Annotated in this window: 21 protein-coding genes; 11 read left to right on the top strand and 10 right to left on the bottom strand. The window is 74.0% G+C overall.

All coding sequences use genetic code 11. From position 1 onward, the window contains the following. Nucleotides 1-98 precede the first annotated feature (98 nt). Both AB0O91_RS10545 and AB0O91_RS10550 read right to left on the bottom strand, forming a co-directional pair. Entirely contained in the window at nucleotides 99-908 is an 810-nt protein-coding gene (locus AB0O91_RS10545; protein WP_363430151.1) for a hypothetical protein, read from the bottom strand. A gap of 320 nt (nucleotides 909-1,228) precedes the next feature. Beyond that, nucleotides 1,229-2,296: a hypothetical protein gene (locus AB0O91_RS10550; RefSeq protein WP_363430038.1), complete on the bottom strand. Its 1,068-nt coding sequence runs from the start codon at nucleotides 2,294-2,296 to the stop codon at nucleotides 1,229-1,231. 142 nt (nucleotides 2,297-2,438) lie between these two features. On the opposite strand from AB0O91_RS10550, the gene dapE reads away from it, so the two are divergent. Together dapE and AB0O91_RS10560 are read left to right on the top strand one after the other, a co-directional pair. Further along, a complete protein-coding gene (gene dapE / locus AB0O91_RS10555) occupies nucleotides 2,439-3,515 on the top strand; it encodes a succinyl-diaminopimelate desuccinylase (protein ID WP_363430040.1) in 1,077 nt (358 codons plus the stop codon). Between the two features lie 110 nt (nucleotides 3,516-3,625). Continuing rightward, nucleotides 3,626-4,435 carry a TIGR00730 family Rossman fold protein gene (locus AB0O91_RS10560; RefSeq protein WP_363430042.1) on the top strand — a complete coding sequence of 270 codons (810 nt, stop codon included), beginning with the start codon at nucleotides 3,626-3,628 and terminating at the stop codon, nucleotides 4,433-4,435. 50 nt (nucleotides 4,436-4,485) lie between these two features. Here the strand turns inward: AB0O91_RS10560 and folP are convergent, their stop codons facing one another. Beyond that, nucleotides 4,486-5,298: a dihydropteroate synthase gene (folP, locus tag AB0O91_RS10565; protein WP_363430137.1), complete on the bottom strand. Its 813-nt coding sequence runs from the start codon at nucleotides 5,296-5,298 to the stop codon at nucleotides 4,486-4,488. A gap of 180 nt (nucleotides 5,299-5,478) precedes the next feature. On the opposite strand from folP, the gene AB0O91_RS10570 reads away from it, so the two are divergent. Together AB0O91_RS10570 and AB0O91_RS10575 are read left to right on the top strand one after the other, a co-directional pair. After that, the gene (locus tag AB0O91_RS10570; RefSeq protein ID WP_363430044.1) at nucleotides 5,479-5,895 is read left to right on the top strand and encodes a DivIVA domain-containing protein; all 417 of its coding nucleotides are present in this window, start codon (nucleotides 5,479-5,481) and stop codon (nucleotides 5,893-5,895) included. Next, complete coding sequence (locus AB0O91_RS10575) at nucleotides 5,892-6,497, top strand: DNA-3-methyladenine glycosylase I (protein WP_363430046.1); 606 nt, start codon at nucleotides 5,892-5,894, stop codon at nucleotides 6,495-6,497. Before AB0O91_RS10570 ends, AB0O91_RS10575 begins: the two co-directional genes overlap by 4 nt. A gap of 27 nt (nucleotides 6,498-6,524) precedes the next feature. Here the strand turns inward: AB0O91_RS10575 and AB0O91_RS10580 are convergent, their stop codons facing one another. Then, a complete protein-coding gene (locus AB0O91_RS10580) occupies nucleotides 6,525-7,325 on the bottom strand; it encodes an enoyl-CoA hydratase-related protein (protein WP_363430048.1) in 801 nt (266 codons plus the stop codon). Between the two features lie 294 nt (nucleotides 7,326-7,619). Between AB0O91_RS10580 and AB0O91_RS10585 the strand changes: the two genes are divergently transcribed. Next, a complete protein-coding gene (locus tag AB0O91_RS10585; RefSeq protein WP_188303543.1) occupies nucleotides 7,620-7,787 on the top strand; it encodes a DUF3117 domain-containing protein in 168 nt (55 codons plus the stop codon). A gap of 110 nt (nucleotides 7,788-7,897) precedes the next feature. On the opposite strand, the gene AB0O91_RS10590 is transcribed toward AB0O91_RS10585, so the two are convergent. Beyond that, the gene (locus AB0O91_RS10590; RefSeq protein ID WP_030287423.1) at nucleotides 7,898-8,530 is read right to left on the bottom strand and encodes a class I SAM-dependent methyltransferase; all 633 of its coding nucleotides are present in this window, start codon (nucleotides 8,528-8,530) and stop codon (nucleotides 7,898-7,900) included. 174 nt (nucleotides 8,531-8,704) lie between these two features. Here AB0O91_RS10590 and sigE point away from each other — a divergent pair, with 174 nt between their 5' ends. The 4 genes from sigE (at nucleotide 8,705) to AB0O91_RS10610 (ending at nucleotide 12,009) form a co-directional block, all read left to right on the top strand. Continuing rightward, complete coding sequence (gene sigE / locus AB0O91_RS10595; protein WP_363430139.1) at nucleotides 8,705-9,547, top strand: RNA polymerase sigma factor SigE; 843 nt, start codon at nucleotides 8,705-8,707, stop codon at nucleotides 9,545-9,547. Continuing rightward, nucleotides 9,544-10,572, top strand: a complete 1,029-nt coding sequence (locus AB0O91_RS10600) for a zf-HC2 domain-containing protein (protein WP_363430050.1) — start codon at nucleotides 9,544-9,546, stop codon at nucleotides 10,570-10,572. The genes sigE and AB0O91_RS10600 overlap by 4 nt, the downstream gene beginning before the upstream one ends. Nucleotides 10,573-10,696: 124 nt before the next feature. Beyond that, nucleotides 10,697-11,131, top strand: coding sequence for a sec-independent translocase (locus AB0O91_RS10605; RefSeq protein ID WP_363430052.1), 435 nt, complete (start codon nucleotides 10,697-10,699; stop codon nucleotides 11,129-11,131). 200 nt (nucleotides 11,132-11,331) lie between these two features. Then, the gene (locus AB0O91_RS10610) at nucleotides 11,332-12,009 is read left to right on the top strand and encodes a hypothetical protein (protein WP_363430054.1); all 678 of its coding nucleotides are present in this window, start codon (nucleotides 11,332-11,334) and stop codon (nucleotides 12,007-12,009) included. Nucleotides 12,010-12,105: 96 nt separating this feature from the next. On the opposite strand, the gene AB0O91_RS10615 is transcribed toward AB0O91_RS10610, so the two are convergent. From AB0O91_RS10615 to AB0O91_RS10630, 4 genes are all read right to left on the bottom strand, one after another. Beyond that, a complete protein-coding gene (locus tag AB0O91_RS10615; protein ID WP_363430056.1) occupies nucleotides 12,106-13,266 on the bottom strand; it encodes an Mrp/NBP35 family ATP-binding protein in 1,161 nt (386 codons plus the stop codon). A 56-nt stretch (nucleotides 13,267-13,322) separates the two neighbouring features. Then, entirely contained in the window at nucleotides 13,323-13,838 is a 516-nt protein-coding gene (locus tag AB0O91_RS10620) for a DUF1003 domain-containing protein (RefSeq protein ID WP_363430141.1), read from the bottom strand. A gap of 123 nt (nucleotides 13,839-13,961) precedes the next feature. After that, entirely contained in the window at nucleotides 13,962-15,251 is a 1,290-nt protein-coding gene (locus AB0O91_RS10625; protein ID WP_363430058.1) for a CBS domain-containing protein, read from the bottom strand. Nucleotides 15,252-15,398: 147 nt separating this feature from the next. Further along, a complete protein-coding gene (locus AB0O91_RS10630) occupies nucleotides 15,399-15,938 on the bottom strand; it encodes a hypothetical protein (RefSeq protein ID WP_363430060.1) in 540 nt (179 codons plus the stop codon). Between the two features lie 222 nt (nucleotides 15,939-16,160). On the opposite strand from AB0O91_RS10630, the gene AB0O91_RS10635 reads away from it, so the two are divergent. Continuing rightward, nucleotides 16,161-17,006, top strand: coding sequence for a DMT family transporter (locus tag AB0O91_RS10635; protein ID WP_363430143.1), 846 nt, complete (start codon nucleotides 16,161-16,163; stop codon nucleotides 17,004-17,006). 6 nt (nucleotides 17,007-17,012) lie between these two features. Here the strand turns inward: AB0O91_RS10635 and AB0O91_RS10640 are convergent, their stop codons facing one another. After that, entirely contained in the window at nucleotides 17,013-18,134 is a 1,122-nt protein-coding gene (locus tag AB0O91_RS10640) for a magnesium and cobalt transport protein CorA (RefSeq protein WP_363430062.1), read from the bottom strand. A 437-nt stretch (nucleotides 18,135-18,571) separates the two neighbouring features. Here AB0O91_RS10640 and AB0O91_RS10645 point away from each other — a divergent pair, with 437 nt between their 5' ends. Further along, nucleotides 18,572-19,213 carry a suppressor of fused domain protein gene (locus AB0O91_RS10645; RefSeq protein ID WP_363430064.1) on the top strand — a complete coding sequence of 214 codons (642 nt, stop codon included), beginning with the start codon at nucleotides 18,572-18,574 and terminating at the stop codon, nucleotides 19,211-19,213. Nucleotide 19,214 lies beyond the last annotated feature (1 nt).

Here is a 19,214-nt window from a genome sequence, read left to right on the forward strand (position 1 = left end):
CACGTCGAAGGGGTCGGTGTCCCGGACGGGACACCGACCCCTTCACGCATCCCCGGACGGCCGCGACCCGGGGCGTCGGGTCGCGGCCGCGGCGCGGACTAGAGCGGCAGGCCGCTGATGCTGCCGCCGTTCACGCCGCCCAGCAGGCCGCCGACCGGGCCGAGCGAGTTGGTGAGGCCGGACAGCGGGTTGTTCGGGCCGAGGTCGGCGCCGCCGAGCCGGTTGGCCGAGCCGTGCTCCGCGAGGCCGAGCACGTCGGTGGCGGGCAGGCCGCCGGGCAGCGCGTGCTCGACCGAGCCGAGCGGCAGGGCGCGCTCGACCGCGCTGGTCGGCAGCGCGCTGGTGACGGCGTCGGGGCCGGGCACGGCGCCGGAGAGCTTGTCGGCGCCGGGCAGGGCGTGGGCGAGGGAGGCCGCCTGGCCGAGGCCGCCGACCGGGCTGGTGCCGGCGTTGGCGCTGCGGGTTCCCATGCCCATGCCCTTGCCGGTGACGGCCTCGCCGAGCTTGCCGGCCAGGGCCGAGGCGACCTTGGGGGTGACGGCGGACAGCTGGCCGGTGGTGGCGGCGGTCTGGTCGACCGGTGCGGTCAGCGAGCTGGCCTTCTCGTTCGCCTCGGGGAGCTGGTGGGCGACGATGTTCCCGGCGGCGTCGGCGGAGGCCGGTACGCCCGCGGCCACGGTGGCCGCGCCGGTGGTGCCGGCGGCCTGGCCGAGCTGGTGGGTGGTGTGCTGCAGGGTGGAACCGGTGTCGGTGTTGGTCAGCTGGCCCAGCGGCGCCGCGAGGTCGCTCTTGGGAAGCAGGGCGTCCCCGCCCAGGGCGGACGCGGAGCCGGCCGCGACCAGCGGGGTCGCTCCGGCCGCCACGACGAGCGCGGCCTGGGCGATCCGGCGCGTGAGGGGGTGAGACATGGGGCTCCTCGAGGGGTCTGGGTCCGTCCCGTCCGCCGGGTGGACGCCCGGGTGGACGATCCGGGCGCGGACAGGACCTGGCGGACGACGTTGTTACCGCTTGAGAAGCCAGAAGGTTTCGGCCGACGCAAGGAAAGTGCCTGACCGACCATCGGATCGTACGACCGCAGCGCGGGCCTGCTCCGGGCCCCTCCGGACCCCCTCGGACCGGCCCGGTCAAGGGGAGTGACGGTTCACCGCCGGGCGCCGCCGGAACGGGCGGCCGGTCCACCGGAGTTGACCGGAATCACCCGTCCGGCGGCTACCCGAACACCTGTCCGTCAGCCCTTGCCGTACGGCGCCAGGGTGACCTGGACGAGCTTGGTCGAGGTGCCCGAGGTCTGGGACTGCCAGCCGTCCTCCGACTGGGTCTTGCGCCAGATCTTCCCGTCGTAGGCGACCGTCGCGACGCCCAGCTGCTGGGCCTGGGCGACCGCCCAGTGGGCCACCTCCCAGCCGCTGGCCCGCTCGGCGGCCGCGCCGGCGTCGGCCCCGGCGTCGGCCGAGGTGGTCAGCGCGGCGGCGGCCGGGTCCGGGGTCAGCGCGACGGCGTTCTCGGCGCCCTTGATCGTCGAGGCGTAGCCCGCCGTGGCGGAGACGGTCCGGCCGAACTCCCGCCGCACCCGGTCCGACAGCACCTGGGTGCGGTCCGGCTGCGCGGCCGGGGAGGCCGAGGCGCCCGCGGTCGGCGACGGCGAGTCGCCCGGGTCCGGCTTGGCGTAGTCCTTCACCACGCAGGTGAACGAGGCGGGCTCCCGGCCGGCCAGCGCCGAGGTGAGCAGGGTCGCCTTGGTCTCGTGCTTGGCGTACGCCTGCGGGTAGCCGCTCTTCTGCACCGCCTGGGCCGCGTCGGTCAGCGGCATCCGGGTGTAGCCGGGGACCTTGACCAGACCGTCCAGGAACTTGTTGGTCGCGTACACCGGGTCCGCGATCTGGTCCGGAGTGCCCCAGCCCATCGAGGGCCGCTGCTGGAACAGGCCGATCGAATCCCGGTCCCCGCCCGCGAGGTTGCGCAGCTTGGACTCCTGCATCGCGGTCGCCAGCGAGATCGCCGTCGCCCGGTCCGGCAGCCCGCGCGAGCGCGCCACCGCGGCGATCGTCGCGGCGTTGGCGGCCTGCGGCAGCTCCAGCGTCCCGCTGCCGGCCGCGGTCTTCACCGTGCACTCCTCCGACGCGCTCTGCCGGAACCCGAACCACCAGATCCCGACCACCGCCAGGCCCGCGACCATCGCCAGGCCGAGCAGCCCGACCAGTACGAGCAGCAGCGCGCGCACCGGACCGCGGCGGGGCACCACTTCGTCGCCCAGCTCCTCGCCCAGCTCATCGCTGTGCTTTCTCCTGGCCACCATCGCCCCTCTCGAGCCCACCTTCTTGATCCGACACCGTACCCACTCGGACGGATGTGCGGCGCACTCCGGTTGCCGATCGCCGGGCGTTCCTGGTCACAGAACGACCACACGGAGTGCACGGCCCCGCCGATAGGCTGACGCCATGAGCAGCCCGAACCCGACGCCCCTGGACCTGACCATCGACGGTGGCGCGCTGACCGCCCGGCTCGTCGACTTCCCCTCGGTGAGCGGCGACGAGCAGGCGCTCGCCGACGCCGTCGAGGCCGCCCTGCGGGCGTACCCGCACCTGACCGTGGACCGCTACGGCAACAACGTGGTGGCCCGCACCCGGCTCGGCCGCGCCGAGCGCGTCCTGCTGGCCGGCCACCTGGACACCGTCCCGATCGCGGACAACCTGCCGTCGCACGTCGAGGGCGACCTGCTCTACGGCTGCGGCACCTCGGACATGAAGTCCGGTGTGGCGGTGGCGCTCCGGCTCGCCGCCACCCTCACCGAGCCCAACCGCGACCTCACCTACGTGTTCTACGACTGCGAGGAGGTGGAGGCCCACCGCAACGGCCTCGGCCACCTCGCCAAGGACCGCCCGGAGTGGCTGGCCGCCGACTTCGCGGTGCTGATGGAGCCCAGCGGTGCCATGGTCGAGGGCGGCTGCCAGGGCACCCTGCGGGCCCAGATCCGGCTCACCGGCACGCGCGCCCACGCGGCCCGCAGCTGGCTCGGCGACAACGCCATCCACCACGCCGCCGAGGTGCTCACCCGGCTCGCGGAGTACCAGCCGCGCCGGGTGGAGATCGACGGCCTGGAGTACCGCGAGGGCCTCAACGCGGTGCGGATCGACGGCGGCGTGGCCGGCAACGTGATCCCGGACGAGTGCGTGGTCACGATCAACTTCCGCTACGCGCCGGACCGCAGCGAGGCCGAGGCGGAGAAGCACGTCCGCGAGGTCTTCGACGGCTTCGAGCTGACCGTGACCGACTTCGCCCCGGGCGCCCTGCCCGGACTCTCCCAGCCCGCCGCGCAGGCCTTCCTGGCGGCCACCGGCGGCCAGGCCCGGGCCAAGTTCGGCTGGACCGACGTCGCCCGGTTCAGCGCGCTCGGCGTCCCGGCGGTCAACTACGGCCCCGGTGACCCGAACCTGGCCCACAAGCGCGAGGAGCACTGCTCGCTGACCGCCATCGCGGAGACCGAGGAACGCCTGCGCACCTGGCTGACCAGCTGAATCGAAGCGTTCGGGACCGACCACCCGGCGGTCGAACGCCACCTTCCGGTCGCCCAACCGACCTTCCCCCGTTGCCTGAAAACGGGGGAAGATCGGCGTAGGGTTTCGTCATGACAGGCACAGGAGACGACAAGCACTACGGACACGGCCCCGAGCAGGTCGGCGTGCCGCGGAAGAAGAAGGCCTGGCCCGAGAAGCAGAAGGGCCCGGTGCTGGTGCGCCGGGACCAGGTCGGCACCAGCACCACGGACCAGCGGCTGCTGGACACCACAGGACCCACCGACTGGCTGCACACCGATCCGTGGCGGGTGCTGCGGATCACCTCCGAGTTCGTCGAGGGCTTCGGCGCCCTCGCCGAACTCCCGCCCGCGATCAGCGTCTTCGGCTCGGCCCGGACACCGGCCGACTCGCCGGAGTACGAGGCCGGGGTGACCATCGGCCGGGCCCTCGCCGAGGCCGGCTACGCGGTGATCACCGGCGGCGGCCCGGGCGCGATGGAGGCCGCCAACCGCGGCGCCTCGGAGGCCGGCGGCCTCAGCGTCGGGCTCGGCATCGAGCTGCCCTTCGAGCAGGGGCTCAACGAGTTCGTCGACCTCGGGCTGAACTTCCGTTACTTCTTCGTCCGCAAGACGATGTTCGTGAAGTACGCCCAGGGCTTCGTGGTCCTGCCCGGCGGGCTCGGCACGCTGGACGAGCTGTTCGAGGCGCTCACCCTGGTGCAGACGAAGAAGGTCACCCGCTTCCCGGTGATCCTCTACGGCAGCGCCTACTGGGGAGGCCTCTACGAGTGGCTGAAGAACACCCTGGTCGCGCAGGGCAAGGCGGCCCCGCACGACCTGGAGCTGTTCCACATCACCGACGAGGTCGACGAGGTCCTGAAGATCCTCGCCGAGGCCCGTCGGCCGGCCGACGGGATCTAGCGACCGCCGCGAGCGCCCCGGAGGCGAGCCGAGCGGCCGAAAGAGGGCTCTCAGGCCAGCCCCCGGCGGGCGACCGCCGGGGGGCGGGTGCCCCGGATCGAGGCGACCATGTCCAGCACCTGGCGGGTCTCCTCGACCTGGTGCACCCGGTAGACCCGGGCGCCCAGCCAGGCCGAGACCGCCGTGGTGGCCAGGGTGCCGAGCAGCCGCTCGTTCACCGGGCGGTCCAGGGTCTCGCCGACGAAGTCCTTGTTGGAGAGCGAGACCAGCACCGGGAACCCGGTGGCGGTCATCTCCGGCAGCCGCCGGGTCGCCTCCAGCGAGTGCCGGGTGTTCTTGCCGAAGTCGTGCCCCGGGTCGATGATCACCGCGTCCCGGCGGACGCCCAGCTCCACCGCCCGCTCGGCGAGCCCCACGGTCACCCGCAGGATGTCCGCCATCACGTCCTGGTAGCCGGTCCGGTGCGGCCGGGTGCGCGGCTCGGCGCCGCCCGCGTGGGTGCAGACCAGCCCGGCGTCGTACCGGGCGGCCACCTCGGCGAGCTTCGGGTCCACCCCGCCCCAGGCGTCGTTCAGCAGGTCGGCGCCGACCTCGCAGACCGCCTCGCCGACCTCGTGCCGCCAGGTGTCCACGCTGATCACCACGCCGGGGTGGCGCCTGCGCAACTCGGCCACGAACGGCACGGTGCGCCGGAGCTCCTCCTCGACCGTGACCTCGTCGCCGGGGCCGGCCTTCACCCCGCCGATGTCCAGGATCGCCGCACCCTCGGCCACCGCCCGGTCGGCGGCGGCGAACGCGGCCTGGTCGGCGAAGGTCGCGCCCTTGTCGAAGAACGAGTCGGGGGTCCGGTTCACGATCGCCATGATCACCAGCTCGTCGTCACCGAATTCGCGCGGTCCCAGGCGCAGTGCCACCGATGTCTCCTCCACAGCTCCTGCGGGTGCGATGATGGCCCCCGGCCTCACTAGGGACCATGCTGTCATGATCAGCCCGGTTCCCTGGCCCCCTGGCGGAGGCCGACCGGGAGTTCGGGAGGACAGCTCGTGTTCTGGGTGATCGTGGTCGCCATGGCCGTGGTGGTGGGCGGCGCCGCGCTGGTGGCGCTCGGCGGGGGCGGCTCGATGCCGGAGGCGGTGCCGGACCGCATCGCCGCCCGGCTGCCGCAGGACCGCCCGCTGAGCAAGACGGACGTGGACGACCTGCGCCTGCCGATGGCCGTGCGCGGCTACCGGATGGACGAGGTGGACGACGTCCTGGACCGCCTCGGCGCCGAACTCGCCTACCGCGACACGCGGATCGCCGAGCTGGAGGCCGCCGCCCACCTGCGCGGCTCGGTCGAGGCGTCCCCGGTGCCCGACCCGGCCGCCGAACCGCTGCCCGGCCTGGAGGCGTTCGCCGAGGTGGTCCGGCCGGCCGCGGCCCCCGCCACCGAGGACGCGAAGCCGGTGACGGACCGGTGAGCGAGCCCGCCGGCGACGGCGCGGTGCTCGGCGCGGACGGCCTGCGCCGCTGCGGCTGGGGCGACTCCACCGACGACTACCGGGCCTACCACGACACCGAGTGGGGCCGTCCGGTGCACGGTGACGACGCCCTGTTCGAGCGGGTCTGCCTGGAGGCCTTCCAGTCCGGCCTGTCCTGGCTGACCATCCTGCGCCGCCGGGAGGGCTTCCGGGCCGCGTTCGCCGGCTTCGAGATCGGCAAGGTCGCCGAGTTCGGCGAGGCCGACAAGGAGCGGCTGCTCGCCGACGCCGGCATCATCCGCAACCGGGCCAAGATCGAGGCGGCGATCGCCAACGCCCGGGTCGCCCGCGACCTGGACGGCGGCCTGGACGCGCTGATCTGGCAGTTCGCCGCCGACCCGGACCGGCCGGCCCCCCGCACGCTGGGCGAGGTCCCGGCCGTCACCCCCGAGTCGACGGCGCTGGCGAAGACGCTGAAGAAGGCCGGCTTCCGCTTCGTCGGCCCGACCACCGCCTACGCCCTGATGCAGGCCTGCGGGCTGGTCGACGACCACCTGGCGGACTGCCACGTCCGCACCGGCCGCAAGCAGCGCAAGCGCTAGGCCGGCCGGGCCCGGCCGGCCTAGCGCCTAGCGGCCGACGTACTTCGGCTTCTCCTTGGCGATGAAGGCGCGCACCGCGATCCGGTGGTCCTCGCTCTCCCCGGCCAGCGTCTGCAGCTCGTCCTCCTTGTCGAGCAGTTCGTCCAGCGAGTGCGAGGCGCCGTACGCCAGTGACTCCTTGATGGCGCCGTAGGCGAGCGTCGGGCCCTCGGCCAGCTCGCGGGCGAAGGCCCGTGCGGCGGCGGCGAGTTCCTCGGCCGGGACGACCTTGGTGGCCAGGCCCAGGTCCATCGCCTCGGCCGCCTTGACCGTCCGGGGCAGCATCAGCAGCTCGGTGGCCCTGGCGTGCCCGACCAGTCGGGGCAGGGTCCAGGACGCGCCGGAGTCGGCGGTCAGGGCGATCCCGGCGAAGGCGGTGTTGAAGCCGGCCCGGTCGGAGAGGATCCGGAAGTCGCAGGCGAAGGCGAGCGAGGCGCCCGCGCCGGCCGCCACCCCGCCGACCGCGGCGACGGTCGGCTTGCGCATCCCGGCCAGCGCGCGGGTCAGCGGGTTGTAGTGCTCGGCGACGGTCCGCAGCGCGCCCTCGCCGGTCTCCTCGAACCGCTTCAGCAGCGCCAGGTGCTCGTTCAGGTCCTGCCCGACGCAGAACGCCCGCTCGCCCGCCCCGGTCAGCAGCACGGCCCGCACGGCCGGGTTCCCGGCCGCCTCGGTCACGGCGTCGCGCAGCGCCACCTTGGTGGCCACGTCCAGGGCGTTCATCGCCTCCGGGCGGTTGACGGTGATGACGGCCAGGCCGCCGTCCAGCTCGTACAGCACGGAATCGGACATGGGTGAGGGCTCCCTCAACGATCGTCGGGTCGGTGTCGTGCCAGGATGCCGGAGCCCGGGGCGGGCCGGGAGTGTGAGGTATCGCACCTTCCAGTGGTGCCGTCACCACCGCCACGCCGGGGCTTATGGCGCCAATTGCGGTGGTTGCGGCCGGTCCGGCCGTGGTTGCGCCGAGAGTGATGTTGGTCATCAGGCCGTGGCATGCGGGATAATGGCTTCCGATCAATGCGTTCGATACCGGCGGTGGACGGACTGCCGGTGCGTAGCTGAGCGGTTGCAGGAAGGGGAACGAGCATGGCGGCCATGAAGCCGCGGACGGGTGACGGCCCGCTCGAAGTCACCAAAGAGGGACGGGGCATCATCATGCGCGTTCCGCTCGAAGGCGGCGGACGCCTCGTGGTGGAGCTCACGCCTGACGAGGCCGACGCCCTGGGCGATGCCCTGAAGAAGGTCACCGGCTGACCGCAGCAGGTGCTCGTCGTCTCCTGGAGACGTAGTGCCGGGCCCGGGTACGACATCGCGTCGGCCCGGGCCCGTGCGTTCCCCCGCCGGGCCCTCCCGGCGGCGGGACGCTAGCGCTTGACCGCGCAGAGCAGCCCGTCGGAGACCGGCAGCAGCGCGGGCAGCAGCGCGTCGCTCTCCCGCACGTCCCGGACCAGGTCCCGGACGGCGCCGGTCTGCGGGTCCTGGAGCTCCGGCTCGGCGAGCCGGCCCTCCTGGAAGACCCCCTCGAAGCAGACCATCCCGCCCGGCCGCAGCAGCCGCAGCGACTCCAGCAGGTACTCGCGCGACTCGGCCGGGTCCCCGTCGCAGAACACCAGGTCGTACTGGCCGTCGGCGAGCCGGGGGAGCACCTCCAGGGCCCGGCCCGGTATGAACCGCGAGCGGTTGGCCGCGAACCCGGCCGCCTGGTAGGCCTCGCGGGCCAGCTGCTGGCGGACCGGTTCGGAGTCGACGGTGGTGAGCACGCCGTCCGGCCGCATCCCGCGCAGCAGGTATACCCCGGACACCCCGGTGCCGGTGCCGATCTCGGCCACCGCCTTGGCGTCCAGGGCCGCGGCGAGCAGCCGAAGGCAGGCCCCGCCGCTCGGTCCGATGGCCCGTATCCCGGTCCGCGCGGACTGGGCCCGGGCGTAGGTCAGCACCGCGTCCTCGCCCACGTAGGTGTCGGCGAGGGCCGCGCGCGCGGGCCCGAACTCGCTGATGGCTGCCTCTTTCGGAGCCCCGGGTGGCGGCCCGGTGCCGGGGGATGTCGATATTTCCTGGCACAGATTACTGGCCGGGCGGGAACCGCGTACGGCGGCGGGCCGTTGTCACTCACGACCGGGTGCGCAAGACCTCCCGGGCACTTTTATCCGGGCTTGACGGGTGAGGTGGATATGGTGGTGGCCCTGCTGGGCAGAAGAGCCGACCGAGGAGGTGTGGCCGAGGGCGACGTCCCTGTGCGGCGGCACTCCCGCGGCACCGCGTCGGCCCGTACGCCGAAGCCCGTGATGAACCAGCCTGCGCACTCCGACCAGGACCAGCCCGCCGCCGCGCCGTCGGCCGCCGGCACCACCGAGGCCCCCGTCCTCGCGACCTTCGCCGAGGGTCCCGACTCGCAGAGCTGGACTCCGCCCACGTGGGAGGAGATCGTCGAGGCGCACAGCGCCCGCGTCTACCGCCTCGCGTACCGCCTGACGGGCAACCAGCACGACGCCGAGGACCTCACCCAGGAGGTCTTCGTCCGGGTGTTCCGTTCGCTGTCGACCTACACCCCCGGAACCTTCGAGGGCTGGCTGCACCGGATCACCACCAACCTGTTCCTGGACATGGTCCGCCGCCGCCAGCGCATCCGCTTCGACGCGCTCGGCGAGGACGCGGCCGAGCGGCTCGCCTCCCGCGAGCCCAGCCCGGCCCAGCACTTCAGCGACACCCACTTCGACGCCGACGTGCAGCAGGCGCTGGACACCCTCGCCCCGGAGTTCCGCGCCGCCGTGGTGCTGTGCGACATCGAGGGCCTGTCCTACGAGGAGATCGCCGCCACGCTGGGTGTCAAGCTCGGCACCGTCCGCAGCCGCATCCACCGCGGCCGCTCCCACCTGCGCGCCGCGCTGAAGCACCGCGCGCCCGGCTCGGCCCCGGGGCGCGAGCGCCGCGGCGGCTCGGAGGAGCCGGTCCCGGTGGGCGCCGTCGCCGAGGTCGCGGCCGCGCCGGGCGGGCGCGGACGGAGGCGATCGTGAGCGGAACCAGCTGGTCCGGTCCGGATCGTTCGGATGCGTCCGAACGGTCCTCGGCCTGGCGGAGCTGGGCACTGCCGGGCCGTCGCGGCACCGGGGACCCGGCGGGCGGCGAGCCCGGTGACCCCCTGGCGGCCGCCCTCCCGCTGCCCGCCGACACGGCACTGCGCGCGGTGCCGGTACGGCCCGTCGAACCCGCGGTCGAGGAGCACCACCTCGGCGACCGGCTGTCCGCCTTCCTGGACGGCGAACTCGGCCACGACTCCCGCGAGCGGGTGCTGGCCCACCTGGCGACTTGTCCGCAGTGCAAGGCCGAGGCCGACGAGAGCCGGTCCGTGAAGCACCTGCTGACCCGCACCGACACCCCCGGCCCCTCCTCCGCCCTGATGGCCCGGCTGATGGCCGTCGGCAGCCTCCCGGAGGACGCCCCGGCGGACGCCGGCTGGCCCCGCGGCCGCGGCCGCGACGACGACGACCTCCCCGGTGGCGGAGTGAACGTCACCGGCACGCTCGGTGGCAGCCGACTGAACGGCGGCTCCTTCGGCCGCGGCGCGGGCGCCTCCTTCGGCGCGGGCGCGCTCGGCGCCGACAGCCCGCTGCCCGGGGTCGACCCGCGCGCCTTCGGCCGCGGCTCGGTGCTGCGCCCGCTGATCGGCCGGCGCACCGGCCGCCCGGAGGCCGCCGCCCGGCCCGACCGCACCCCCGCCCGGCCGCAGCCCGCCGCCGCGGCCGTCGCGCGGCCCTCGGCGGCGCGCGGGCGCCGACTGGTGTTCGCGGCCGCGGGTGCCTTCTCGGTCGCCGCGGTGACCCTCGGCGGCGTCGGCGGGCTCACCCAGGGCGAGGAGCAGCACGGCACCACGGTCAGCCCGGTCGGCGGCACCGGCCGCACCGGCCTGGTCCCGATGACCGCACAGGTCCCGGTGGACTTCCAGGGCCGCCCGGTGGCCGCCACCCGCGACGCCGAGCCGTCCTCCTCGCCGGAGCGCTACCCGGGCAACATCGCCGCGCTGCGGCAGCAGATCCGCTGAGCACCGGACTTCGGCCCCTGGCCACCGGCTGGTCTTTACCACGGCTTCATCCCGCTGTGGACCAGGGACCCGCCGGTGGCCATTACCCTGTAGGAACCGTCGTCCGGCGAGCTAGGGAGCAAAGGTGTTCAGCGACGTAGGTGGGCTGGAGATCCTGACCCTGATCGTGATGGCGATCGTCATCTTCGGCCCGGACAAGCTGCCGAAGCTGATCCAGGACACCATGGGCTTCATCCGGAAGATCCGTTCCTTCGCCGACACCGCGAAGGAGGACATCCGCAGCGAGCTCGGGCCCGAGTTCAAGGACTTCGAGTTCGAGGACCTCAACCCCAAGACCTTCGTCCGCAAGCAGCTCATCGGCGACCAGGAGGACCCGCTGGGCCTGAAGGACATGAAGGAGTCGCTCGACATCCGCTCCGTCCTGGACGACAAGCCCGCGGTGCCGGTGAACGGCCGTGCGGGCAGCGTGAGTTTCGAGAAGGCCGCGCCCGCGCCCGCCTCCGCCGGAGCCCCGCTGCAGCCCGGCGAGCGGCCCCCGTTCGACCCCGACGCGACGTAGGGCGCGTCCGTCACCGCCCCGCCCGGCCGCCCGGCTGAGCGGGGCGGCGGCGTGTGCGCCGCTATTGTGCTGATTGTTCCCGCTGAGCCGTCCGTCACATCCGCGTCCGCGCGGACCAGGAACGGCCACCGGGGACGCCGAGGTGCGCCACCATGGGAGCGCGCCACGGCAGGCACACGTGCGTTTGAGGAGGCCCGGGGATGGACGCGACGAGTCAGGCGGGAGGGGCGACGGTCACGGCCGGCGGCCCGGTGGTCGGCGGGCAGGCCGGCCCGGCGGACCCGCTGCTGCCCTACCTGTCCGCCGACTTCCCCTGGTACGGCCTGGACGACGGCTGGACCGGCCGCCGCTACCTGATGCAGGCCGGCGCCGGCGGCCCCCGGGGCGGGGCGGCCGGCAGCGTCGACTACGGCACCCTCGGCCACGGCGACGAGCCGGCCAAGCAGTACGAGCCGCGGGACATGCGGAAGTTCGCCGTCGTGGTCACCGTGGCCCGCCGGGACAGCCGCCGCAGCGCCGACAACACCGGCACGCTGGAGGCGACCTCCGCCTCCTCCGCCGCCTGGCTGGCCGGCTCCGGGCTGCTCGCCGCGACCTGGCCCGGCCAGTTGGACCGCGCGCTGCGCCAGGACTGGCTGGACCAGCAGAGCAACCTGGCCTGGGACCTCGCCGACGATCTGGCCGGCCCCGGCTGGTCCCCGCTCAGCCTGCCCGTCAACGGCCTGCCGCAGCCCTTCCGTTACCGCGAGTCCGAGTACGGCTGGGTGCTGGCGGGCGAGGCCCCCGGCGTGCTCCTCGGGGCCTTCGGCCGGGGCGTCAGCGCCTACGGGGTCGGCTTCGCCACCGTCCCCGACCTGGGCGGCTACACCCGCCCGTAAGGGCGTACGGACACCACGAGGGGCCGGGCGCCGCAGCGCCCGGCCCCTCGTGGTACCGCTCGTCCCTCCCCGGGCCGACGGGGCGGGACGGTCGGATCAGAACTTGTTCTTGGGCGTCAGCCCGAGCGACATCCCGGACAGTCCGCGCTGGCGGCCGCCGAGCTTGCCGGCCACGGCGCGCAGGGCGGCGCCGGCCGGGGAGTCCGGGGCGGCGAGCACGACCGGGCGGCCGTCGTCGCCGCCCTCGCGCAGCCGGACGTCGATCGGGATCGAGCCGAGCACCGGGACGGTCGCGCCGACGGTGCGGGTGAGCGCGTCCGCGACGGTCTGGCCGCCGCCGGTGCCGAAGACGTCGATCATCTCGTCGCAGTGCGGGCACGGCATGCCGGACATGTTCTCGATCACGCCGACGATCTTCTGGTGGGTCTGCACCGCGATGGTGCCGGCCCGCTCGGCCACCTCGGCGGCCGCCATCTGCGGGGTGGTGACGATCAGGATCTCGGCGTTGGGGACCAGCTGGGCCACCGAGATCGCGATGTCGCCGGTGCCGGGCGGCAGGTCCAGCAGCAGCACGTCCAGGTCGCCCCAGTACACGTCGGCGAGGAACTGCTGCAGCGCGCGGTGCAGCATCGGGCCGCGCCAGACCACCGGGGCGTTGCCCGGGGTGAACATGCCGATCGAGATGACCTTCACGCCGTTCGCCTGCGGCGGCATGATCATGTCCTGGACCTGGGTCGGCCGGCCCTCGACGCCCAGCATGCGCGGCACGCTGTGGCCGTAGATGTCGGCGTCCACGACGGCGACCTTCAGCCCGTCCGCGGCCATCGCGGCGGCCAGGTTGACGGTCACCGAGGACTTGCCGACGCCGCCCTTGCCGGAGGCGACCGCGTAGACGCGGGTGAGCGTGCCCGGCTTGGCGAACGGGATCTCCCGCTCGGGGGCGCCGCCGCGCAGCAGCTGGGAGAGCTCCTTGCGCTGCTCGTCGCTCATCACGTCGAGCTCGACCTCGACGCCGGTCACCCCGGGCACCCGGCCGACCGCTTCGCGGACCCGGGTGACGATGGTGTCGCGCATCGGACAGCCGGAGACGGTCAGGTAGACCGCGACGTGCACCGCGCCGTCCTCGGCGATCCCGACCGATTTCACCATGCCGATCTCGGTGATCGGGCGGTTGATCTCCGGGTCGTTGACGGTCGCCAGCGCCTGGCGTACGGACTCCTCCGTGACGCCGGCCGCGACCTCTGTCTCGTTGGCCATGCCTTGATGGTACGGCGCCGGGCGAACCGCTTAACCGGCCGGTAGCGTGCCGAGGGTCACAACGCCTCGGAGGCGTCCCGGCGTTCGTCCATCTCCTTCAGCAGGGCCTGGAGCTCGGAACGGACGAAGTCCCGGGTGGCCACCTCGCCGAGCCCGTGCCGCAGCGCCGCGACCTCGCGGGCCAGGTACTCGGTGTCGGCGATGCTGCGGTCGCTGCGGGCGCGGTCCTGCTCCATGTTGACGCGGTCCCGGTTGTCCTGCCGGTTCTGCGCCAGCAGGATCAGCGGCGCCGCGTACGAGGCCTGGAGCGACAGCACCAGGGTCAGGAAGATGAACGGGTACTCGTCGAAGCGCACGTCCGGCGGCAGCATGGTGTTCCAGAGCACCCAGACGACGATCAGCACCGTCATCCAGACGATGAACCGCCCGGTGCCGAGGAAGCGGGCGATCCGCTCCGACAGCACGCCGAAGGCCTCGGGGTCGTAGGACGGCAGGGTCAGCAGGCCGGGCCGGGCGGTGCGCGGCTGGTCGAGCCGGGTGCGGTTGGAGCCGGTGATCGGGGAGGTCTCCAGGCGGTCCCGGCCACTGCCCTCGCGGGTGCGCAGCTCGCGCAGCTGGCGCAGCTCCCGCAGTTCGCCCTGCAGGCGCCGGCGCGCGGAGTCGCCCGGCCGTCCGTTGCGGTCACCGTCCACCGGTCACTCCTCGCTCTCGTCGTGCCGGGTGTCCTCGTCGTCCCGGGCGTGCAGCGCGGCGTCGCGCCAGTCCTCGGGCAGCAGGTGGTCGAGCACGTCGTCGACGGTCACCGCGCCCAGCAGGTGGTCGGCCTCGTCCACGACCGGCGCGGCCACCAGGTTGTACGTCGCCAGGTAGCTGGTGACCAGCGACAGCGGGGTGTCCGGGGGCAGCGCGTCCAGGTCGTCGTCCACCAGCGAGCCGACCAGCACGTAGGGGGGCTCGCGCAGCAGCCGCTGGAAGTGCACCGCGCCCAGGTACTTGCCGGTCGGGGTCTCGTTCGGGGGCCGGCAGACGTACACCTGGGCGGCCAGCGCGGGCTTGTGGTCGCGGATCCGGATCCGGGCCAGCGCCTCGGCGACCGTCGCGTCCGGCTCCAGCACGATCGGCTCGGTGGTCATCAGACCGCCCGCGGTGTCCTCCTCGTAGGAGAGCAGCCGGCGGACCGGCTCGGCCTCCTCCGGCTCCATCAGCCCGAGCAGCCGCTCGGCCTCGTCGCCGGGCAGCTCGGAGAGCAGGTCGGCGGCGTCGTCCGGGTCCATCGCCTCCAGGACGTCGGCCGCCCGCTCCTCCTGGAGCTTGCCGATGATCTCGACCTGGTCGTCCTCGGGCAGCTCCTCCAGGACGTCCGCGAGCCGCTCGTCGGGCAGCGCGGCGGCCACCTCGGCGCGGCGCTTGGCGGACAGGTGGTGCATCACGCTGGCGAGGTCGGCCGGGCGCAGCTGCTCGAAGGTGGCGAGCAGGTTGGCCGCGCCCTGGTCCTGTTCGGGCAGGGCGAAGCCGGTGACGTCCTGCCAGTCCAGGGTCAGCCGCTCGCCCTTGCCCTTGCGCAGCCGGGAGGCCCGGCCGACCTGGACGAAGACCTTGCTGACCTCCCACTCGCGCAGCCGGGTCTGCACCATGCCGACGTCCAGCACGGTGACCTCCTCACCGGTCTTGGACCGGGTGAGGGTGCGGTCCAGCAGTTCGGCGAGCACCAGGGTCTCGGCCGGGCGCTGCTCGAAGCGGCGCAGGTTGATCAGGCCGGTGGTGAGCACCTGGCCGGACTCCAGGCTGGTCACCCTGGTCATCGGCAGGAAGATCCGCCGCCGGGCGACCACCTCGACCACCAGGCCGAGCACCCGCGGCGGGCGACCGCCGAGGCGCAGCGAGACGACCACGTCCCGGACCCGTCCGACCTGGTCGCCGTTCGGGTCGAAGACCGCGATGGCGGAGAGATGGGAGATGAAGACCCGGGTACCTGGACCTGCCATGAACTCCCTCGACTCGCTCGACTGGCCCTGTCCGCCGGCGGCCCCGCGGGGCGTGCCGGGGCGCACGTCCGGCCCAGGCTACCCGTGCGGCGTACGCCCGGCCCGGTGAGGCACGGTAGCGGCCGCAGGAGTCCTCGGCATGAACCTTTAGCGGCGCTTGAACAGCAGTTTGGGCAGCCCGGCCGGGATCGGACGGCGGGTGGTCGCCGCGGTGGGCATCGGCTCGGCGGCGTGCGAGCCGTCCGGCATGGCGCCCGGACGCTCGGTCAGCGCGCCGAGCGGCCGCAGCCGGAGCACCCGGCACTCGCGCGCCCAGCGCTCGGCGATGGTGTCGGTGTCGGGCGCGTTCAGCCGCTTGCCCTTGAGCTCCTCGACGGCGCCGGACCAGGCCTCGCCGCCGGGCGCCAGCTCCTCCACCTCGGCGGCCCAGCCGGTCAGCCGGCCGCCCTTGTCCTTGCTGCGCACGGTGACCACGGCCCGGGCACCGGCGGCCAGGCCGTGCAGGGGCTGCTCGCCGCCCCCGCCGACCACCACCACCGCGCCGTCGTGCCAGGCGTGCCACAGCGGGCGGGCCTGGGTCTCGCCGTCCGCGCGCACCCAGAGCAGCCCGGACTTCTTCGCGGCCTCCTCCAGCAGGGCCCGGTCGAGGAAGTCGTCGGCGGTCACGGCGGCGGCGTTGCGGTCCATGGCGGACAGCGTACGGGGTCCGGGTTCCGCCGCGCGTTCCGTCCGCGGGACGTCTCAGCCCCCGGGCGACAGTTCCATCGGCGGCCCACGGGCCTTACCGTATGAGCGCCCCGACCTTGCGACCAGCGAAGGAGCGCCGTGCCCGCCGCCCGGCCCGCGACCGCCCCCGCCCCCGCCGACGCCGCCGACCAGCGGCCCGCGCACCCGCTCCCCACCCTCGACCTGCTGCTGCTCGCGGTCTCGATCGCCGGCATCTCCTTCTCCGGCCCGCTGATCTCCGCCACCGCCGCGCCCGCGCTGGCCATCGCCTTCTGGCGCAACGTCATGTCGGTCGGCGTGCTCGGCCCGTACGCGCTGCTGCGCCACCGCGCCGAACTGCGCGGGATCGGCCGCCGGGCGCTGCTGCTCGCGACGGCCGCCGGGGCGCTGCTCGCGGTGCACTTCGCACTCTGGATGCCCAGCCTGCGGATGACCTCGGTGGCCTCCGCCACCGCCCTGGTCACCACCACCCCGCTGTGGACGATCCTGCTGATGCGGCTGTTCGGCGTCCGGGCGCCGCGAATGGTCTGGCTCGGCACGGCCGTCGCCTTCGTCGGCGTGCTGGTGCTGACCGGGGTGGACCTCTCGATGTCCCCGCGGGCCCTGCTCGGCGACGCCCTGGCGCTCGCCGCCGGTCTGGCCGCGGCCGGGTACGTGCTGCTGGGCGCCGAGGTCCGCAAGACCGTGAGCACCACCGCGTACACCCTGGTCTGCTACACCACCACCGCGGTCGGCCTGCTGGTGATCTGCCTGGTCACCGGGACCGCGCTGTCCGGCTGGTCGGCCGGGGCCTGGTGGCAGATCGTGCTGCTGATGGTCACCGCCCAGCTGCTCGGCCACTCGTTGAGCAACCGGGTGGTGAAGGCCCTCGGCCCGTCCGTCACCTCCACCGCGATCCTGCTGGAGACCCCGGGCGCGGCCCTGATCGCCGCCCTGTGGCTCGGCCAGTGGCCGCCGACGGCCGCCTACCCGGCGGTGGTGCTGATCCTGCTCGGGCTGGTCCTGGTCGCCCGCGGCGGGCGCCGCTGAGCCCGGCTACAGCCAGCCGTTGCGGCGGAAGCCCCGGTACATCCCGACGCAGATCACCCCGATCGCGCCGAGCACCAGCGGGTAGCCGTACGCGTGGTGCAGCTCGGGCATGTAGTCGAAGTTCATGCCGTACACGCCGGTGATCATGGTGGGCACCGCGAAGATCGCCGCCCAGGCGGTGATCTTGCGCATGTCCTCGTTCTGCGCCACCGACACCTGCGCCAGGTTCGCCTGGAGCAGCGAGTTCAGCAGCTCGTCGAAGCCGTGCACCTGCTCGGTGACCCGGGCCAGGTGGTCCGCGACGTCCCGGAAGTACTTCTGGATGTCCGGGTCCACCAGGCGCTGGAGCGGCTCCGACAGCTGCTGCATCGGGCGCAGCAGCGGCGCCACCGCGCGCTTGAACTCCAGCACCTCGCGCTTGAGTTGGTACACCCGGCCGACGTCCGCGCTGCGGGCGCCCTTGGCCGAGAAGACGCCGTACTCGATCTCGTCCACGTCGTTCTGCAGCCGCTCCGCGACCAGCAGGTAGTTGTCCACCACATGGTCGGCGATCGCGTGCAGCACCGCGGACGGGCCCTTGGCGAGCAGCCCGGACTCGTCCGCGTCCGCCTCCAGCCGGTGCCGCAGCTCCTGCAGCGAGCCGTGGCCGCCGTGCCGCACGGTGATCACGAAGTCCCGCCCGGCGAACACCATCAGCTCGCCGGTCTCCACCACCTCGCTGGTGGGCGTGAGTTGGTCGTGCTCGACGTAGCGGATGGTCTTGAAGACGGCGAACAGCACGTCGTCGTAGCGCTCCACCTTGGGCCGCTGGTGCGCGTGCACCGCGTCCTCCACCGCGAGCGGGTGCAGGCCGAACCGCTGGGCGATGCCCTCGAACTCGGCCCCGGTCGGCTCGTGCAGCCCGATCCAGCTGAACGACCCCGAGGTGTCCGGGAGTTGGTGCGCCGCCTTGACCCGGCGGGCGGCCTCGCGCGGGCTGCACGCCTCGCCGTTGCGCCGGCCGTGCTGGTAGACCGCGCAGTCCACGACCGCCGAGCCGCTGCCCTCGGGGACGGCGTCGTACGCGCCGGTGGCGCCCCGGCGGCGGTTGGTGCGGACTGCGGCGCGCAGGCTGTTGATCATCGACATGGCAGGCTCCCTGGGGCAGGAGCCGTCGCACGGCGGCACGGAAGGGGCCGCGGGCAGGGCCGTGGTGCGACGGCGAGGAACACCGGTGAAGGGGATGAGGGTGCTCTCCCGGCCGGTCCGTCCGCCGCCGGCCCGCTCTCGGGCCAATACGGCTGGGTCAGCCGTTACGGCCTGCGAGGCGGGGGGTGCGGGGAAGTGCGGGCCGGGCAGAGCTGCCGGTACTGCATGGTCGGCCGGTATCCACCGCAACCACCTCCTTCGCGCCGCCGCCCCGGGACGAACGATCCCGGTGGCCAGTCGCTCACCCTAACATCTGACCGGGCATCGGTGTCCCGGGCTTTCCCGGGCCTTTGCCCGCACGTCAGCGGCACGCCCCCGGAACGCCCCGGCACGCCCCCGCGCGGACCGGACCGGCGCGCGGGGTTACGCTCACCGGCATGGCGCACGACTTCCCGTCCTTCGGCGATCCCCACGGCGGCAGCTCCCCGGACCTCACCCGGGCGGCGGTGCTGGCCGCCGTCGAGGCCCGGCTGATCGCCACCTTCGGCGAGCCGAGCGGCCGCGCCGCCGTCACCTTCCTCGGCACCGACCGGATCGAGGTGCTGCGCTTCGGCCCGGACGCCGAGGGCCTGGTGCGCTACACGACGCTCGGGATGTCCGCCGCCCCGATGGCCGACCCGACCTCGCCGGTCGCCGACCAACTGCGCGGACCGCGCGCCGAACTGGTGCTGACGGTGCGCGGCGGGCGCGACGGCGTGCTGCGCAGCCTCGCCACCTTCGCCGCGACCCCGCAGGTCGAGGGCCTGGTGGTGGCCCCGGGCGGCTCGCTGGACCTCGGCGCCCCGCTCTGGGACGGCGCCCCCTTCACCTCGGTGCTGGCCGCCGAACCCGGCGGCCTGGTCGAGGACCTGGAACTGGCCGAGCCCGCCGAGCCGGTGCGCTTCCTGCCGCTGCTGCCGATGACGCCCAACGAGGCGGGCTGGAAGCGGGTGCACGGCGCGGCCGCGCTCCAGGAGTGCTGGCTGGAACGGGGCACTGACTTGCGCGACCCGCAGCGGCGCGGCGTCCCGCTCGACTGAC

This window comes from Kitasatospora sp. NPDC089797 (assembly GCF_040684795.1).
Taxonomy (GTDB): Bacteria; Actinomycetota; Actinomycetes; order Streptomycetales; family Streptomycetaceae; genus Kitasatospora.

Coding starts and splice junctions, on each gene's coding strand:
- AB0O91_RS10625 (WP_363430058.1), bottom strand. CDS start 15,251: ATGGCAGGTCCAGGTACCCGGGTCTTCATCTCCCATCTCTCCGCCATC.
- AB0O91_RS10615 (WP_363430056.1), bottom strand. CDS start 13,266: ATGGCCAACGAGACAGAGGTCGCGGCCGGCGTCACGGAGGAGTCCGTA.
- AB0O91_RS10550 (WP_363430038.1), bottom strand. CDS start 2,296: ATGGTGGCCAGGAGAAAGCACAGCGATGAGCTGGGCGAGGAGCTGGGC.
- folP (WP_363430137.1), bottom strand. CDS start 5,298: ATGGCGATCGTGAACCGGACCCCCGACTCGTTCTTCGACAAGGGCGCG.
- AB0O91_RS10640 (WP_363430062.1), bottom strand. CDS start 18,134: ATGTCGATGATCAACAGCCTGCGCGCCGCAGTCCGCACCAACCGCCGC.
- dapE (WP_363430040.1), top strand. CDS start 2,439: ATGAGCAGCCCGAACCCGACGCCCCTGGACCTGACCATCGACGGTGGC.
- AB0O91_RS10585 (WP_188303543.1), top strand. CDS start 7,620: ATGGCGGCCATGAAGCCGCGGACGGGTGACGGCCCGCTCGAAGTCACC.
- AB0O91_RS10545 (WP_363430151.1), bottom strand. CDS start 908: ATGTCTCACCCCCTCACGCGCCGGATCGCCCAGGCCGCGCTCGTCGTG.
- AB0O91_RS10630 (WP_363430060.1), bottom strand. CDS start 15,938: ATGGACCGCAACGCCGCCGCCGTGACCGCCGACGACTTCCTCGACCGG.
- AB0O91_RS10645 (WP_363430064.1), top strand. CDS start 18,572: ATGGCGCACGACTTCCCGTCCTTCGGCGATCCCCACGGCGGCAGCTCC.
- sigE (WP_363430139.1), top strand. CDS start 8,705: ATGGTGGTGGCCCTGCTGGGCAGAAGAGCCGACCGAGGAGGTGTGGCC.
- AB0O91_RS10610 (WP_363430054.1), top strand. CDS start 11,332: ATGGACGCGACGAGTCAGGCGGGAGGGGCGACGGTCACGGCCGGCGGC.
- AB0O91_RS10560 (WP_363430042.1), top strand. CDS start 3,626: ATGACAGGCACAGGAGACGACAAGCACTACGGACACGGCCCCGAGCAG.
- AB0O91_RS10580 (WP_363430048.1), bottom strand. CDS start 7,325: ATGTCCGATTCCGTGCTGTACGAGCTGGACGGCGGCCTGGCCGTCATC.